General features: G+C 34.9%; 14 protein-coding genes. 3 read left to right on the top strand and 11 right to left on the bottom strand.

From position 1 onward, the window contains the following. Position 1: 1 nt before the first annotated feature. The 4 genes from LEPBI_RS12095 to LEPBI_RS12110 are packed head-to-tail and all read right to left on the bottom strand — an operon-like array spanning position 2 to position 7,554. A complete protein-coding gene (locus LEPBI_RS12095) occupies positions 2-2,173 on the bottom strand; it encodes a response regulator (RefSeq protein WP_012389401.1) in 2,172 nt (723 codons plus the stop codon). 43 nt (positions 2,174-2,216) lie between these two features. Next, entirely contained in the window at positions 2,217-4,142 is a 1,926-nt protein-coding gene (locus LEPBI_RS12100; RefSeq protein WP_012476358.1) for a hybrid sensor histidine kinase/response regulator, read from the bottom strand. Between the two features lie 11 nt (positions 4,143-4,153). Continuing rightward, a complete protein-coding gene (locus LEPBI_RS12105) occupies positions 4,154-5,017 on the bottom strand; it encodes a patatin-like phospholipase family protein (protein WP_012389403.1) in 864 nt (287 codons plus the stop codon). A 23-nt stretch (positions 5,018-5,040) separates the two neighbouring features. Beyond that, positions 5,041-7,554 (bottom strand): cation-translocating P-type ATPase, encoded by a 2,514-nt coding sequence (locus LEPBI_RS12110; protein ID WP_012389404.1) that lies wholly within the window; start codon positions 7,552-7,554, stop codon positions 5,041-5,043. Positions 7,555-7,606: 52 nt separating this feature from the next. On the opposite strand from LEPBI_RS12110, the gene LEPBI_RS12115 reads away from it, so the two are divergent. Beyond that, positions 7,607-8,956: a C69 family dipeptidase gene (locus LEPBI_RS12115; protein WP_012389405.1), complete on the top strand. Its 1,350-nt coding sequence runs from the start codon at positions 7,607-7,609 to the stop codon at positions 8,954-8,956. On the opposite strand, the gene LEPBI_RS12120 is transcribed toward LEPBI_RS12115, so the two are convergent. From LEPBI_RS12120 to LEPBI_RS12140, 5 genes are read right to left on the bottom strand one after another with little or no spacing between them, the layout of a single operon-like run. Further along, positions 8,933-10,120 carry a glycerate kinase type-2 family protein gene (locus LEPBI_RS12120; protein WP_012389406.1) on the bottom strand — a complete coding sequence of 396 codons (1,188 nt, stop codon included), beginning with the start codon at positions 10,118-10,120 and terminating at the stop codon, positions 8,933-8,935. The genes LEPBI_RS12115 and LEPBI_RS12120 overlap by 24 nt on opposite strands. Positions 10,121-10,124: 4 nt before the next feature. Beyond that, on the bottom strand, positions 10,125-12,386 hold the full coding sequence (locus LEPBI_RS12125) for an NAD(P)-binding domain-containing protein (RefSeq protein WP_012389407.1): 2,262 nt from the start codon (positions 12,384-12,386) through the stop codon (positions 10,125-10,127). A gap of 42 nt (positions 12,387-12,428) precedes the next feature. Beyond that, complete coding sequence (locus LEPBI_RS12130; protein ID WP_012389408.1) at positions 12,429-13,733, bottom strand: sensor histidine kinase; 1,305 nt, start codon at positions 13,731-13,733, stop codon at positions 12,429-12,431. After that, positions 13,730-15,619 carry a PP2C family protein-serine/threonine phosphatase gene (locus LEPBI_RS12135; protein WP_012389409.1) on the bottom strand — a complete coding sequence of 630 codons (1,890 nt, stop codon included), beginning with the start codon at positions 15,617-15,619 and terminating at the stop codon, positions 13,730-13,732. The genes LEPBI_RS12130 and LEPBI_RS12135 overlap by 4 nt, the downstream gene beginning before the upstream one ends. Before the next feature lie 4 nt (positions 15,620-15,623). Continuing rightward, a complete protein-coding gene (locus LEPBI_RS12140; RefSeq protein WP_012389410.1) occupies positions 15,624-15,812 on the bottom strand; it encodes a hypothetical protein in 189 nt (62 codons plus the stop codon). Between the two features lie 273 nt (positions 15,813-16,085). Between LEPBI_RS12140 and perRA the strand changes: the two genes are divergently transcribed. Continuing rightward, a complete protein-coding gene (gene perRA / locus LEPBI_RS12145) occupies positions 16,086-16,514 on the top strand; it encodes a peroxide-responsive transcriptional repressor PerRA (RefSeq protein ID WP_041769875.1) in 429 nt (142 codons plus the stop codon). A gap of 29 nt (positions 16,515-16,543) precedes the next feature. On the opposite strand, the gene LEPBI_RS12150 is transcribed toward perRA, so the two are convergent. Beyond that, positions 16,544-16,915: an LIC11742 family lipoprotein gene (locus LEPBI_RS12150; protein WP_041769876.1), complete on the bottom strand. Its 372-nt coding sequence runs from the start codon at positions 16,913-16,915 to the stop codon at positions 16,544-16,546. 112 nt (positions 16,916-17,027) lie between these two features. On the opposite strand from LEPBI_RS12150, the gene LEPBI_RS12155 reads away from it, so the two are divergent. After that, a complete protein-coding gene (locus tag LEPBI_RS12155; RefSeq protein WP_012389413.1) occupies positions 17,028-18,002 on the top strand; it encodes a ketopantoate reductase family protein in 975 nt (324 codons plus the stop codon). A 22-nt stretch (positions 18,003-18,024) separates the two neighbouring features. On the opposite strand, the gene LEPBI_RS12160 is transcribed toward LEPBI_RS12155, so the two are convergent. After that, positions 18,025-18,339, bottom strand: a complete 315-nt coding sequence (locus LEPBI_RS12160; RefSeq protein WP_012389414.1) for a winged helix-turn-helix transcriptional regulator — start codon at positions 18,337-18,339, stop codon at positions 18,025-18,027. Positions 18,340-18,346 lie beyond the last annotated feature (7 nt).

Raw genomic sequence — 18,346 nt, forward strand, 5'->3', positions numbered from 1 at the left:
TTTAAGAACCAATCCAGAAGTGTAGTTGATTCAATAAATCATTTGGGTTGAACGGTTTGGAAATATAGTCATTCATTCCAACTGACTTTATTTGCGCGCGAGTTTCCAATTGCGCCGAAGCAGTTAATGCAAGAATAGGAATTTGGTTCCAATTGGAAACCTTTCGAATTTCCGTTGCTGACATATACCCATCCATCTCAGGCATATGAAGATCCATTAGAATCAAATCAACATGCTGATTTTTCAGTATTTCTAATACTTCCAATCCATTTGTTGCTTCAAAAGTTTGAATACCCCAGCGATTCAAAAAACGGATCACTATTGATCGATTGATTTGAATGTCATCCGCAACTAAAACAATTTTATCTTTCAGAGCATCATTGTTTTTGGCCGTGCTGATCGAAATAAATTCATTGGCCTTTCCAATTTTACATGGAAGAGAAAATGAAAATTTTGATCCTTTGCCAACTTCTGAGGTAAGCACTAAATGACCTCCCAGAAGCTCAACCAATGCCTTTGAAATGGCTAGGCCTAAACCTGAACCTCCAAATTTTCTCGTGGTATCTTGATTTGCTTGCGTAAATTTTTCGAAAACGGATTGGAACTTATTTGGCTCGATTCCAATCCCGGTATCGGTTACTTCAAATGTTAATAATACTGACTCCGAATCCATTGGAATTGCACTTACGTAAAGAGTGATCGAACCCACTTGTGTAAATTTTAACGCATTGGAAAGTAAATTATTCAAAATTTGTAGTAAACGAGTTGGATCTGAATGTATGAACTCTGGAACCGTATCTTTTATATCTTCATTAAAAATTAATAATTTTTCTTTTGCTCGCATCGTAAAAGATGTCGTGATCGATTTTAAAAAATCTTTTAAGTTGAAATCAATTCTTTCAATTTCAACCAATCTTTCTTCAATTTTGTTAAAATCTAAAATGTCATTGATAAGAGAAAGTAGTGATTCACTTGAAAACTTTAAATTTTTTAAATTTTCCAACTGTTCTGTTTTTGGATTTTCTTCCAGTAACCATAACGAAATTCCAATAACTGCATTGAGTGGAGTTCGTAATTCATGACTCATATTCGATAAAAAATCAGACTTTGCTTTATTTGCTTCTTCCGCTTTTTTTTTGGCCAATAAAAGTTCTCTTTCATATACGATCGATTGTGTTACATCAACTAACACAGATCGACTGCGAATCATTAGACCATTTTGTGCAAATATTGCTGTTGATGACAAATTGACAAAAATTGAATCTCCATTCTTTTTGATCACTTCAAAAATTAAATTATTTATATAACCTTGTTTTTTGAATATTGGAAAGTTTTGAAAAAAAATATTTCGACTATTTTCAGTCAAAAGGTCTGACCATTTCTTTTTTCCAATCAATTCCTTTTCCGAATATCCAAACCATTCAGATTCCGTTCGATTCACTCTTAAAAAAAATCCATCTGGATCTAAACTATGAAAACCAACGGGCGAATTTTGGTATAAATCTTCAATTTCGAAATATCGATCTTCTATCATCTCTTTTTCTGAGATAGATTTGATACTTATTTTAAGTATAAATATCATCCATAAAATCAAAAACGAGAGGAGCAAAAACAAACCCGCTGAAACAACCAAGAGCCTATCACTAGATTTGTTATGTTTTTCTATTTCAAACTGATCTCTCTTTTGTTTGCGCGAAGTTAAACTATCGTATAGATACCGAAATTCCGCCATTTTCTGATTCCCAATCACTAAACTTTGATTGGATGGATTTCTTTGGGAAAAAGAAAGCAAGTGACTTTCTATATGCTTTAGCTTGGAGTGGCTTAAATTTATAAGACTTATCAAATCTGCTTTATCTTCGTTTTCACAGTGATCAATTAAATATTGTTCGATATTAGGGAGTAATATCAATGCTTTATGATAAGGATTTAAAAATGTTCGGTCTTTAGAAAGTAAGTATCCTCTCACTCCTGTCTCAGCATCTTTTAAGGAAGACGCATATTCTTTTAAGCTTAAATCCCATTGTTTCTTCTCCTCAAGACGACTTGAATTGTTGCGGCTATCAAAAAGATGGAAGAAGAAGAAAAAAGATGAAAATATTAAAGATAATAAAATAACCCAAAGGAAACCAAAATAAAATGGCTCTAGTTTTTTTTGGATCAAAAAAGTCATAAGAAACTATGTTCTTAATCGAATGAATGAATCTGTCAATAGATTAAACCATTGCCTTCCATGCAGGGAAATATAGATCAAACCGGGTACCTTTTTCAATTGTTGATTCTACCATGATCGTTCCACCCATTTTAGCCATAATTCCGTAAATGATGGAGAGACCCAAACCAGTCCCCTTTCCTCCTTTTGTACTAAAAAAAGGATCAAAAATTTTATCGAGAATTTCTTTTGGAATACCATTCCCGTTGTCTGCAAAACTGAGTTTCCAATATTCTGTATTCTTCATAAATCCAACTTGGACCAAATCAGATTTTTCATAAGTCACTTTAGAAAGACTGATGGTAATTTTGGGATTTGTAATGTCTTCCAATGCAAATAGTGAATTTTCATATAAGTTTGAAAGAATTTGGAAAATTTGAATTGGATCCGCATCAATATAAGCAGGTTCATTTCCTAAATCAGTAAATAGGGCAACCTTATTTGCTGATACAAATTTAACCTCATTTAAAACCTGTAACAATTGGTCCCGCAAATCTAATTGTTTGGATGAGGAGTGGTCTATTTTAGAATAAGTTAATATTTGTTGGATCAAATTTTTTGCGCGATCAAGTGATTTCGAAATTCCTTCAATCGCCGGAAGTGACTTTTGAATCATATCATTTGACTCATTTTTCGACCATTCTGCATTTAAGAATGAAATATATGCCATCATGGGAGTTAATAGATTATTAAAGTCATGAGCAATCCCACCAGCAAATGTACCCAATGCTTCTAATTTTTGTGCCTGTGCATATGCTCTTTCTAAAACAATTTTTTCTGTGATGTCTTTTGCTTCTAATACAATATATATGATTTTGCCATATGGATCATTTAAAGGATAAAAATCACAGTCAAAATACTTCTCTCGACCATCACGCAATCGATATGAAACAAACACTTCAAATGTTTGATTCTTAAGTGAAAGCTTCATACCATATGTTAATTTTTTGATCGAGTCTTCATCCGATTCAGAAAAGATTGAACTGATCAATTCTAAGCCTTGAACATCAGCTTCGTTTCTTTCGAACGATAAAACAGAGTTACGATTCATACGAATGATGTGGCCCTGCAAATCTAAAAGGAAAATGGCTTGTGATGAATTATTAAATATTCCTTTAAATAATTGTTCATTTAATTGAATTGAGCTTTCAAGATCAGAAACATCAGAAATATCATGAATGGTTCCAAAAATACGAAATCTATTTTCATCAAACCGTTCTGCTTCTAACCATAAATTCACTTTTTTACGACTATGCCTGGTATTTAAATGAAATACAAACTCTTTTGAAGTATTTTCACTGGTTACTTCCTTCCAAACAGTTTCAATATTTTTTTTATCTACTTCGTCGAGCAAAGACCATACTTTTTCCATCGATGGGACTTCACTGAAATCATACCCAAGTATACGATACAATTCTAAAGACCAAAGTGTATTATTTTCTGGAAATATCACTTCAAAATGACCAAGATGTGAAATCTTTTGAGACCTGGTTAAAATTTCTTCACCATGGACTAACATTTCCCATGCTTTTTTTTGAGACTGTTTTAATCTTAAAGCTTCTAACTCACGATTCACAACAAACGGAAGTTTAATGATCGATGATTTAGGTAAAAATTCTGAGGCTCCCAAATTTAAATACTCAGAAGCTGCTTCTTCTGGAATAAACTCAGTGATAAGAATGATTGGTAACTCTGGATTAATTTCCTTTGTGCGATGGATTACGTATTTTCCATCAAAATCTGGTAAATAATAATCTGAAATTACTATATCCCAATGTTTCTCTAATATTTTTTTTTGAAACTCTTCTTTCCATTCCACTCTTTCAGATGAAATGATAAATCCAAAGTTTTCTAATACTGATACGATTGCCTTATAAGAGGATACGGAATCTTCTACAACCAAAACATTTATTTTTCTTTGAGAATCCATATTAGAATTCATTAATTAAAAAAACCAAAGATAGGTAATTCCATATCACCTAAAATTTCAGATTTATGTTTATAGGCAGTTCCTCTTCCTTCTGCCAAAGCAAACTTGCCTTTTGAAAAATCATTAGGCGATAAATATGGAGTGTTGGTTTCTAATCTGATTAACTTTTTACCTTTTTCTTTTGCTAACAAAGTTTTTAAATCTTCAGTTTCGGTCTCTATAATTTGTACAGATGCATCTAATGCACGTTTCATCATATTTTTACTGACTGGTCTATTATTATTGATTTGATGGATCACGATACGATCGATGCTTGGATCTAAAATTAATTCCTTGATTGGTTCCCCATCGCCAATCCCACCATCCAAAAACTCCTGTCCTTGGAATTCTTGGACTTCATATAAAAATGGAAATGCAATTGAAGCCATAACTGCATCTAAAACATTACCTTCTGTGATCAATTCCCGTTTGTTTTTTGATAAATTTGAAACAGCAATCCCAAGTTTCATTGGTAATTCAGAAAACTTTTTATTCCCTAGATAAGGATATAAAATCTTCCGGGTCGCTTGCCCCGTTAGGACACCACTCGATTGGTTCCAACCTTTCTTCAAAAGTCTACCGAGTAATGTTAGGGAATTACCCTCCCAAAAATCTTTTTTTTTCAGTCCCAAAACTACAGACTCAAATTCTACCATATCCTTTCCTGTAGCATACAATGCTCCAATCATAGCACCGGAACTCGAACCTGTAACGATTGATGGTTTAAATCCTATCTCTTGTAATCCTCTCACAAAGCCGGTGTGGGCAAAAAAACCGAAGAAGGCTGATTTTAAACATAAAGCCGAATACTTTTTTGGAAAAATAAGTTCTATCATAACCTAGTAATTCATACACCTATTCAATCTTTTCGAATCCATCTTGAAACAGAAACTTTTGTCATATCATAGAACAATACTCCGATAAAAGCAACAAGTATCGCGACCAAGAACTGTAGAAAATTTAATGGTTCAAATCGGAACAGCGAATTCATACCAGGCAAATAAATGGAAAGTAATAAAACAGCGATTGTTCCAATGAACACATATTGAATCATCGAGTTTTTAATTCGCATCCGACTCCACATAGATTCATGTAAGGATCTGTTAGCCAAAATGAGAAATAAATTGGAAAAAACTAAAGTTACGAATGTTGCTGTACTAACCACTTGATCGGGAGAATTTCCTTTTAAATACAATTGAGTGATCCAATAAGCAGAAACAACGGATAATAAGGAAAAGAAACCTTGGATTAACGAATTGATGAACAATTCATTGTCCAAAAGTGGTTCTGATGCATCTCTTGGTTTTCGTTTCATCAAATCCGATTCTGCTTCTTCCTTTTCAAAAACGATCGTACAAGTTGGATCGATCACCATTTCCATAAATACTATGTGGATAGCCGATAAAACAATCATTGGCCAATCAAATAGGATAGGTAAAAAAGTGATTCCGACAATCGGAATATGTACGCCAATCAAATAACCGAGTGCTTTTTTCAAATTATCAAAAATCTGTCTTCCAATCCGAACTGATTCTAAGATGGAAGAAAACGAATCATCTAACAAAACGATGTCGGCTGCTTCTCTTGCAACATCAGTGCCTCTTTCGCCCATTGCTACACCAATATTGGCAGTTCTCAGAGCAGGAGCATCATTAACACCATCTCCAGTCATCGCGACAATTTCACCTTCGGCTTTTAAAAACCGAACCAATTTCCATTTATCTTCTGGGTTCACTCTAGAAAAAACATTACATTCATTTAAAACTTTTTTTAATTCATGATCCTTTAATAAGGACAATTCTTTTCCTGTGTATACTAAATCGGAATTTTTTAGCCCAATTTGTTTTGCTATATTTTTTGCTGTTTCAGGATAATCGCCAGTGATCATAATCACACGGATTCCCGAATCATAGGCAGTCTTGACAGCTGAAGGTACAATCTCACGGATTGGATCTACAAAAGAAAGTAATCCATACAATTCATAAGAAACTGATTTTCGATCCTCAGGAATTTCTTTTAAGATAGAAGTTGATTTTGCGACTGCTAATACTCGATAACCTGCTTTTGCTAATTCGTCGGTTTTTTTTGTCCAATGTTCTAAGTCGGAAAGATTCAATTGGCATAATTCAAATATAGCTTCTGGTGAACCTTTTGCATAACATACATAATTACCATCTTCTTCAATTACCCTAATCATAGATAAATGTTCAGGAGTTAATGGAAAGTCCAACTTTGAAACTAAGGAAAGATTTCCATTCTGATGAAATTCGTTCATACAATCCGTAATCGCAATATCCATAGGATCAAAACTCGGATGTTTGGATGCAAAGTAAGCTATTTGTAAGATCATTTTTGAATGGATACTGATTTGATTAGTTTCTTCTAAATTTTCAGTATTCTCTTTGCTAGTTATTTTTCCCACCTTCATTTTGTTTTTTGTGATTGTACCAGTTTTATCTGAACACAATACCGTAGCTGCACCTAAGGTTTCGATAATAGAAGACCTTCTTACTAAAACATTTTTGGTACTAAGCCTATATGCACCTAACGCAAAGAAAATGGTCATAACCAAAGGTAACTCTTCTGGCATTAATCCAATCGCAAGCGTTAGGCCAGCTAACAAACCTTGCAACCAAAGAGACTTTACGATACCGAAATAAAGAGCTAAAATGATACAAAGGCTTGCCGCAACAAAGAATAAATTTCTAACTAGTTTGGTGACTTCAATTTCTAAAAGTGTTCGTCCAACGGTTTCATCAGCAATCTTCCTTCCAATTTTTCCTATCTCTGTATGATTTCCGACAGCCATAACTCGGCAGACACCTTCACCTCCCACAACCAAAGCACCACAGAAAACCATCTGCCCAATATCCTTATTGACTGGGATAGATTCACCAGTTAACAGTGACTCATCGCAAGCGAACATTCTGTCAGACAAAAGTTTTGCATCAGCAGGAATTCTGTCTCCTTCATTCAAAATGATCAGATCATCGAAAACTACATCCTTACCTTCGATCCTTATAATTTTCCCATCTCGTATGACATTTGTACGTGGGCTAGCCAATGAACGTAATGCAGAAATAGCTGTTTCTGTTTTTTTCTCTTGGTAAAACGTAATACCAATGATACCAACAACAGAACATAACAAAAGTAAAGCTTCTCCTCGATCACCCAAAAGTAAGTAGACAATACTGATGGAAATGAGAAGCAGAATCATTGGTTCTGTGACCACTCCGAATAACATCCGGAACAAACCCAATTTTTTAGTTGAGCTAATTTCGTTTGGTCCGTAGACTGAACGGTTCTTTTTAACCATTTCATAGGTTAATCCCAATTCAATGTATTCAAAGATTTGTTTAGGTATTGATTGCATTTTGTTTTTAATTTTGGATTGAATTATTTAGATTTCAGATTAACATTCTAGAATGTGCGATACCTCTCTTGCCACTGAAAAATTTACAAAAACACAAAAAAGAATCTTTGCCAAAAACTCCGACAGGGAACCAAACGAAGCCCAATCGATTCTCCATGTGCCGCGGATGGAACACCCCAAAGATTCTATTTTAAAAACCACATACATTGAAATTCCGCAAACTTCCACTACGTTTGAAATCTTCCTATCAAAACCATTTCATATGTGGGGTGCTGAAATGGGTATAAATGAATTTGGAGTGTGCATTGGAAACGAAGCTGTCTTCACCAATCTAAAGATATCTAAAATGAACAATGGGTTAACGGGTATGGATTTAATTCGTTTGGCATTGGAACGATCTAAAACAGCGAAGGACGCCTTATTTTTAATTACCGAATTGTTGGAAAAATATGGGCAAGATGCCTGCGGAGGGTATCAAAATAAAACTTTTTTCTATCACAATAGTTTTATCATAGCGGATCGTACAGATGGTTATGTATTAGAAACTGCTGACCGATACTGGGTAGCAAAAAAGATCGATTCATTTTATGCAATTTCGAATGGATTAACAATCGAATCTGATTTTGAGTATTCATCTACTAACTTAATTGAAAAATTAAAATATAAATCGAAAAAGGATTTTTCATTTAAGGATTGTTTTAGCGATACATTTTATACGTATATGAGCCATTGTAAAGATAGGAGGCATCTACATAAAGCTACAGCTGAACAATACTTAAATACGCATACATCCTATAACTCAAAACAGGCGATCGAAACATTGAAGACACATCCCATTGATTCTGATGAATTTGAACCAAATCATTCTTCAATGAAATCACTTTGTTTACATGCAACTGGCCCAACCACTCCAAACCAAACCAACGGGAGTTTAGTTGTCGAATGGGACACTTCCGAAACAAACCAAGATCCTTTGCGAGTTTATTATACTGGGACTTCCACTCCTTGTTTGAGTTTGTTTAAACCATTTTTCTTTGGAACAAAAAACTTGATCAATGCATCCAGTTTGGATTCGAGTGGGACATATTCTGATACTTTGTGGTGGTTACATGAATCAATTGCAAGAAAATCAAATTTTGATTACCAAGGAGTAAGATCAATTCTTGTACCTTCTCTTGTTGGTTTACAAGAATCAGTGTTTTCCTTAACAAACGAATCACTCCCAATGCAAAAAAAAGAAGACTTACAATGGCATTTTCTCAAAGACCATGTAAACGTCCTAAAACAAATCGACGATGAGTTATTAGCGTCAAAAATTGGAAGTAGTAGATGGCAAAATCCGTTGTTCCAAATCTATTGGAGTGGGCAGAATTCAAATCTAGGATTCCGAACCTTCAACTAACAAGATTAATATGTCATTGACATTCGTACCAGTGGGTCCTGTCATAACGAGTGCATTTACATCTTTTAGAATTGGATAAGAATTTGAATCTTCCAATTGAACTATTGGATCCCATTTTTTTTCTTTCATCAAGGCAATTGTATTGTTCGTAACAACACCGCCCGCAGCATCTGTCGGGCCATCCGTACCATCAGTGCCAGCCGATAAAAACATCCAGTTTCGATTGACTTGGTGTTTTTCAAGTAAGATGGTTATCCGAAGGGCTAGTTCTTGGTTCCTTCCACCCACTCCATTTCCATTCACAGGGCAAACCAATTCACCACCGATTAGAACCATTTGTTTTGTATTTGATTCGATTGCAGACAAAAATTCTTTTTCAATCAAATATGATGTTTCTTCAACACTACCCGTCCAAGTATCACTGATACATTTCGTTTGGTATCCTAGTTGTTTTGCTTTATGTATAATGGTTTGAATTGATTTTGTGAGGTTTCCCAAAATGAAATAATTTTCACTAGGATACGTAGGCCCTGAACCAATTGTATATGGGTCATCACCAATGACATCTGAGATCACAAACGTATACACCTCTAACTCTGAGTTTAACTCTGATAAAAGTTTTCCTCCTTTTACCTTGGAAGACTTTTTTCTCTCTAAATTGATCTCATGAATGAATTTACCACTGTTTAACAATCGTTTTTGAATGGAGATCATATCAATTAACGAATAACCCTCGATAGGTATTTCAAACAAACTAGATGCGCCACCAGAGAGAAGAACCACCAAACGATCGTTTTTTCCTAATTGTTTTAATAAATTTAAGACTTCATTTGAATGATCGATTGAATTTTGATCAAGAATAGGATGGGAAGCTTCTCGATACTTCCAAATTGAGTCTTCTTGGATGATTTGTTTTTCGGTTGGTAAATGTCCGTACTTTGTGAGAATATAACCATTTTTAATTGGGAAATCATGAACAAATGACATCGCCATGGGATACGCGGCTTTTCCAACTGAAAAGACAAACAAATTCTTTTTAGAAGTATGGAAAGTTTCCTGTAAAAGCGAATGATCCTCCCAAAAATCTTCAAACAAGGAATTGGGGTCCGCCGCATGTACCCCTAGTCTAAAAAAATACAAAATTTCTTCTTTGAGTGAATTCAAACTATTATTTCCGCATTTTGGCATCTAACAAATCAAATGTCACCTGATTCCCATTCAATTTTCCAAATTGTAGAACATCAGTAGGACAAAGAGATACACAAGCCGAACACCGTACACATTGAACGCTATCCATAGGAATCCCTCTACTCGCATACCCCATTACATCAATTCCTTGGTGACAGTTCTTCGTGCAGATATTACAAGAAATACATTTCTTTTTATCTGAAAAAATCCTAAATTGACTGAATCTTGCATAAATATGCATGAGTGATGCAAGAGGACAAAACATGCGGCACCAGACTCGCCCTGAGTAAAAAAAATAACATCCAACACCAACGACACCGGCAAGACCTATGTCTACGACGATGTCATAAATCCATTTGACTGAATCAGCAACCATCTCTCCTAAAATAAAACTCGGGAAGTAAAACTTCCCAAAAACACCAACCAGTTTTAAGAACGTGAGAATCGCAGCAAGAAAGAGTATATATTGTCCAGAATGTTCAAATCGATAGGCAGTTTTAGAATGGGGCATTTTTTGTCTATATTCATCACCTAATGTCTCCGCAAGTCCACCGCAGGAACAAATCCAACCACAATAGGCTCCCTTACCATAACGATAAACAAGGAAAGGGATAAAAACAAAACTAAACGAAATTCCGTAAACCAACCAAAACTTAGTGATTCCACCATCATATAAAACTCCCATACTCAATGGCCATGCTAATATAAATCCGTAGGCTTTCCAATAAGCATCAGATGGGAAAATTTCTGTTCTAATGTATCCGTCTTGACTGCCAAGATATCCAAGTTCACCTAATGCCGGTAATATCAATTCCGGCAATAAAAACAGGAAAAAAACTTGGATTCCTATCAAAGAAAGCGTTTGATAAAAAATATAATCTGTTTTACGAACAATCATCCTACGTATTCCAAAAACGAGGATGGTGAGCGAATACAAAAAAGTATAATGAAACGAAGGATACTTCCCTAAAAGATGATACCCTTGGTACGAAGACGAAAAATAAACGGTTAAAAAATAGAAAAAAACAAATAGGAAATAACTGAACTTAAAAATTTTCCAATGATCAAACTTAGTCTCTCGTTTTTTCCATACAATAATGGCATAGGTTATCAAGCTGACTGCCGAAATAAAAGCAGAGAAGGAAGCAAGAAACGAAAACCAGATGGGCCCATAAAAAGATGCCTTCCCAAAATAGGCAGTCATTGCAAATGAAACAAGCCCTGTAAGCCCAACCCAATCCATAATGTTTTTTTGATTTTGTAATTTGATGCCAACACGTTCAAAAAAACCAATGGGAGGTAAGGTTCCTATCATTACATAGATCAAATCAGCTTTGATTTTGATTGCTGATTGTTTGGTTTTAACAAAAACAAACGAAGGTGTAATCTCTTGCAATTCCGATTCAAAAATAATTTTTACTTTCCCTTCTGATTCCAAAGTCAAAACAAGATTTTTGTTTTCGGACTTTGCTTTGCTAAAATCGCCTCCCCTATGAATGATTGTAATTTCTTTTGCATACTCAGAACAAAGAATCGCAGATTCTAAAGCAGTATCCCCTCCACCGACTATGATCACAGATGAACCAGATGTTTCTTTTGGATCGATGAGACGGTAGGAAACATTTGATTCGTTTTCTCCTTTGATTCCTAATTTTTTAGGATCTCCTGATTTCCCCATCGCAATGACAACAGAATTTGTTTGATAAGTGGAACCTGTTTCAGTCTCTAAAACATAACCGGCATGATCTTTTCTAATACTGATGACTCTTTGGTTTGTTTCCAAATTGATTGGATTTTGTTTTAGAATCTGATTCAAATCCTTTAAAAGGTCTTCTTTGACCGTATCAAGAATTTTGATTGAGGAATTACTTTGGAATTCTTTAGGTTCTGCAAAAATTGGTTTTTTTTTAGGATAACTTTGAATGGTTTGGAAGGGAAGATTCGATTCCAATACTAAGTACTTTTTTCCCAACCGTTTGGCTTCCATCGCACATGAAACTCCGGCGGGTCCAGAACCGATGATCACAGCATCCAATCGATTATTGGAAATTTCTGGAATGTGTTTCCAAACTTGAACTCCACTTTCTGCGGCCATCTTTAAAAGTGGAACACCAGTTAAATCACCAATCACAAAGACATTCGGTAAATTTGTTTCAAATGAATCAGAAATTTCAGGATAAATTTCAACGGATCCAGTTGGAGAGAAGTTTCGTAACCAATTAAAATAAACTTGGGGCCACATACCTTCCAATTGGACTAAATCGACTGGAAAAAAGAAACTAAATTACAGTGAGTTCGGAATTTGAATTGTGATTTTTGTACCTTGATTAGGTGAACTTGTCACATCCATTCGACAGCCTTGGTTTTTTAGCATTTCGGTACAAACAAGGAGCCCAAGACCTGTTCCCTTCTCTCCTTGAGTTCCAAATGTGGTCGGAAAAGGTTTACCTTCCTCCATTTGTTTGATCTGCTCTTTCGACATACCAATTCCTAAGTCTGAAATGACGAGTTCCACATAGTTTCCACTTTGATGCGCATGGATCGAAACGATACCATGTGGGTGAGAAAATTTGATGGCGTTAGAAAAGAGATTTCGAATGACAGTGCTAATCATCCTTTCGTCACAAAAAACCGTTAGGTGGCTTGGAACAGATACATTCCATTCTATCCCTTTATCAGTTGCCTGTAAGTCCAAAATATCTTTTGCATTTTGAATCATTGAATACAAATTCAAAGTCTCCAAATTTGTTGGATTTTTTTTTGATTCATTTCTCACCCAATCAAGTAAATTTTCCAAAACTAAATAAGATTGGTTTGTACTTTTTTTTAATTCTTTTAGTGCGATGATAAGCTCATCTCTTTCTGGTAAAGTTTCTGTCAAAAATCCTAAAAAAGAATTCATCGTTCCAATTGGTCCTTTTAAATCATGTGCTAAAATGGAAAAGATACGATCTTTATGGGCATTTGTCCGAAGCATTTCTTTTTGGATTCGATTCGTATTTCTTAAAAAATAAAACATGATCAGAGCAACAAAAAACAAACATGACATTACCGAGTTGATTCTAAATAACTCTTGGATGTAAGGTTCATACAATAAAGTACCAAGAGAGAACTGGCCGGGTTTACCAAAAAATTCAAACCAAATATAAAAAAGATTATTGGTGAAAAATACAAACAAAATCCAAAATTTTTCTTCGTATGAAAACAAAACAAAAGGAGCCAATGCAAACACTAAAAAATAATAATAAAATCCTCCCGTATTTCCAAAACTTACAAACGAAACAAATAACAAAGGAACCGATATTGTAAAAACTAATAGGATCCGCGCAGTAACATATTTCTCTTTTTTGTTCAAATACAATATATAGGATAACGTACATACTACGGTGAAATGGATTAGATTCATAATCCAAACATATGGTGCACCTGCGATGGTAAAAAGAATTGAATATTGTATATTTGATAAAATACCGAGAATGGCGATTAAGTTTGCTAATTGGACTCTAACGGAAGTTTGTAAATCTAATTGATTGTTAACTCCTAAGTTTAAGAGAAAACGTATTCCAATAGAATTGAATACAAATTTCATAAGAAATCGATCGTAAAGTATGTTACATCATCTGACAATCGAAAAGTAAATTTTTTGATCTCCTTTTTGATTTTTTCATTTAATTCTTTAGGAGATAACGCATTTCCTTCTAAAAGTTGATTACGTAATCGGGTTTCTCCGAACATTTCCTTTTCCCGACTATGACTTTCGGTAATTCCATCCGTATAAAAAAAGAACCGATCACCAGTGCGCAGGGGTATCTTATAGGTATCCAATTGAACTTCTTTTTTCCAGCCCATGATGGGACCCCTACCACCTAAGGTCTCTAAACTGTTATCTTTCAAATTGAGATGGAATGGACTCGGATGCCCCATTACCGAATATCGTAAAATTTGATTTTTAAGATCAAAATGACTAGCGACTGCTGTAATATAATTTTTTTCAATCACAGGTAAAATTTTTAAATTAATTTCTTTTAGAAACAAAGATGGATCTTTGATTTTCGGTGCAATTTCTAAAAAATTTACTTTTAACATGCTTGCGATAAGTGCTGCAGCAATTCCATGTCCCAAAACATCACATAACAAAAATGTTAATGATCCATCTTCATGTATGTAATAATCAAAGTAATCTCCACCAATTTTTTCCATCGGCATAAACATAGATGCTACGTTTAATCTTGCATATTGAAATTCCATCGGTGGAATTAACTTGGATTGTAAACTAGCAGCCATTACCAAATCATCATGTAACAGTTTGTATTGTTTTTGAAGTTCTTGTGTTCTAAGTGTTACAATCATCTCCAGAGATTCGTTTAAATTCCGTAATTCTTTTTTGGTTCTAGAACTTTGTAAGGCGATGGCAAGAACTCCCGAAAACAAAAAACTTAAGATCCCATATTGAGTTAAATATGCATTTTTCCCCGTAATTACATCGGTTAAAACATCCGCTATTCCAAAAAAAGTTGCAACGAGGGCACCAATGGATACAACAATTGCTTCAGAAGATTTTTTATAATTTTTAGCAAGTAACTGCACTAAGATGGGAACTTTTATTCCGAGTAAAATATACCAAATATATACAAAATAAAATCTTACATCTGGATTTAGTTCGAATAATTGGATCAATGCCAATATAGTATCAAATAAAAAAGTGATAAATGCAATTTTCGTAATCTTACGATCAATCAATGTATGTACGAATAACATAATGAAAACGGGAAAAATAAATTGGCAAAAGAATAATAATCGTACTAAAATTTCTGGGTGAATTCCTAAAAAATGGATTTTATTTAAAACAGGTAGGCGCCAACATACAAAAAAAATTGCAGTGCCTGCTAAATATAATCCAGATTTGGAGGAACGGTTGAGAGCATATCCAATTGCTTGTTGCAAAAAAATCCCAAAGAATAAGGCGGCCATTACGATTTGATTCACATCCTCATAAATCATTTTGTCCTTAATTTCATTTTGGGAACCGAATAGCGGAATGGATCGAAATAAACCACAACGAAATTCGGTTTCCCTACATTCGATTTCTACTTCTAAATGATTTTCACCTAACAAAACTAAGGAGTTTGGTATTTCGTAATACCTTACCTTATGCCAATATGGATAATAATTCGGTGATAAACCGCCAGTCGTCCCAATTAATTTACCATTCCAATAAGTATTGTCTGCAGAGTGAACACGATCCAAATAAACGGAAATGGAAGTTTCAGGTAGTTGGTCGATGGGAAGAATCAGATGGTATTTACCACGGAGTGGCACTTTGTAACCTTGTTCGATTAATAGAACGCCTACTTTGATTTGTTTTGGAAATTTTTCTCCCTCTGACTGGAAAGTCCATCGAGAATCAAGGGACACCACTTCAGCGGATATAGAAAAAGAGAAAAATAAAAAAATCAATATCTGTTTCATCAACATAGTGTCAGACAATTCCTTTGTTTGGAATAAAAGTTTGGATGGGACGAAACAATACTTCCTTTGACCAGAGGAATTCTAAGTCCACTCGTAAAATAGAGAATCGAAGGCAGAACACCGAAAGGATTGAAAACCTTCTGAAGGGAAGTGCAAGGATTTTTTTACATACAAAAAAACCATTTTGAGATCTACCCAAACGATTCCCAAAGGCTACAAATTGTTTTTACAATCCCTTTCGATGAGGGTATATTCAATTTCTGCCACTAATTTTTGTTAGCTGGATCAATTCGGATAATAAAATAGAACGAAGGGCCCCTTCCGAGTCCTTCTATGGTTCGGAATTGTACCTTCTAGCTGTAGCAATTTTCACGAAAGCCTTCTGTTTTCAGACAGAAAATCGTGCCCATTTTCGTTTTAGACTTAGTCTAATTATTGACAAAATTTGCTAGGAGGAGAAATTGCAATGGTAATGGATCTTAGTTACCAAAAAACAAAGGAACTTCTGGAGTCCCATGGAATCCGGCCCACGTCGCAACGTTTGGAAATGGCCCACCTCCTCCTTGAGAAACACCAACATTTGTTTGCGGAAGAAGTGTTCCATTTGGTAAACACTCATTTTCCACACGCATCACGTGCGACGATTTTTAATAATCTGAAATTATTTGCGGAGAAGGGACTTCTAGGAACTTTGGAACTCAAGTCTGGTGTGACTCATTTTGATTCCAATACAGGAGTCCACCACCATGCTTTGGATGAAAATTCGGGTGAGATCATTGACATTGAACTCGAAAAAACTTTGGAAGAAAAAGTATTATCGGAACTCAAGGAAAGTTATTTTCAAAAAACGGGTAAACATCTCCAAAACCCAAAACTTGTCATTACCCTCAGAGGAAAATAAATCCCTCTGAGAGAAGCGGATCAAACCAATTACTTTTTAATTTTATCTTTATATTTGATGGCAAGCGCCGACGCATTCCAGATCACTCGGTTCCAAACAATGAGTAATATACTTTTTTGACGCAATTCAAATCGATAGTTGATGATATCGTCTCCACCTTTTTCTCTGGCTTGTTTTAACAAATCGCTATAACCAGTTTCTCCCGTTAACACGAGTAAGAACCAAGATACATACTCACCTTGAGTTTCTACTGGACCAATGATTTGGTAGTCATCAGAATTCATCACGTATTGTGTCATGTTAGCTGCAAGTCCAGGACTTCGTAATTCTGTATAAATACAATTCCCGAAAAACGAACCGACTAACAAAAGCGGTAAAATGCGAAATATGATTTTTTTCATTGAGAACCCCATTTGTTTTCAAAAGAATACTATTTTTTTAAAGGATTTAGAAAAAGAGTCAATAAAAAAGAGAGGATTTTTTTGAAATCCAGCAGTAGTGTTTCTAATAAAGATGAATGATTTTTTTCCTTCAATCGCCATTTGTGGAATTGGCTCAGTCACAGTTACCATCGTCCACGCCTTCCACCAAAACAAGGTTCCTTTCAAAATTCTCTGTAAGGACCAAACTCGATTCGATTTCTTAAAAGAAAAACCCATTCAATTCAAAGACCCTGATGGAAAGATAATCAAAATTGATTTAGGAGATCATTTAACATTAATTCAAGATTCTAAGGATAAATTTGATTTTATTTTTCTTGGATGTAAAAATCAGTCACTAAACGAATACCTTTCCATCACAGAAAATGCTTTAGACAGTAATGGGAAATGGATTTTGATTCAAAACGGTTTGCCGGAAACTCATTTTCCAAATCTAATGGAGAAACTGATTGGTGGTGTTGTCGGATGGAATACACAAGTCTTATCAGATGGAACCTACTTCCAATCAAATCCTGGAAGTTTGATACTAGGTGGATGTAACCAAACAAAACTTAATCCAATTTGGCCCTCGTTACTCCATCCTTGGATTGAGGTGAAACTCACAGAAGAAATACTAGGTTACAGATGGCATAAACTTGCCATCAATGCGATCATCAATGGTCTTGCTGCTTCAAAACAACTCAGCTTAGGACAGTTGTTTTTGAATGAAGAAGGTAGAAAAGAAGCGATTTCAATTCTAACAGAAGTCAAACAGCTGATGTTTTTTCTCAAGATAAAAGAGGGAGTTGTCCCAGGATCTGTCCCCATACATAAATTAGGCGATGGAAAGGGTGCTTTACCTGTTTGGATCAGACATTTGATTCTTATATTTCTTGGACTCAAATATTTTAAAATTAGAACGTCTATGGTACAAGACTTAGACCATAAACGAAAAACCGAAATCAATTATATCAATGGAGAAATTGTGAAGATCGCGGGTTTACATAAAATCCCAGTTCCCGCAAATTTAAAGGTTTTAAACGAAGTCTTAAAACTAGAAAGTGAGTGACTCAACTAAAAAATCGAAAGATTCACTTTCCTAATTTTAAGAGTTCAGATATGGAATGGTTTGCTTCCAAGGGGTGGCGAAGTTTTTGATCCGATTGGATGATGTATTGGTTTCTACGTCCATCTTTACTTTTCTGGAGAATGGAGGCATCCACCAAATCTTTAACAATTGTTTGCACTGCTCTTTCTGTGATTCCAACGAGGACGGCTACATCTTTTAAGCGCATTTCAGGGTCTTTACTCAAACAGATGAGAACATGTGAATGATTGGATAAAAACGTCCACTGACCATTTTTTTTTGTAGTCTCTTTCGGTTTTCGTTTTAGTTCTTTTGTCATTCGCTCT

Source organism: Leptospira biflexa serovar Patoc strain 'Patoc 1 (Paris)' (genome assembly GCF_000017685.1).
Taxonomy (GTDB): Bacteria; Spirochaetota; Leptospiria; order Leptospirales; family Leptospiraceae; genus Leptospira_A; species Leptospira_A biflexa.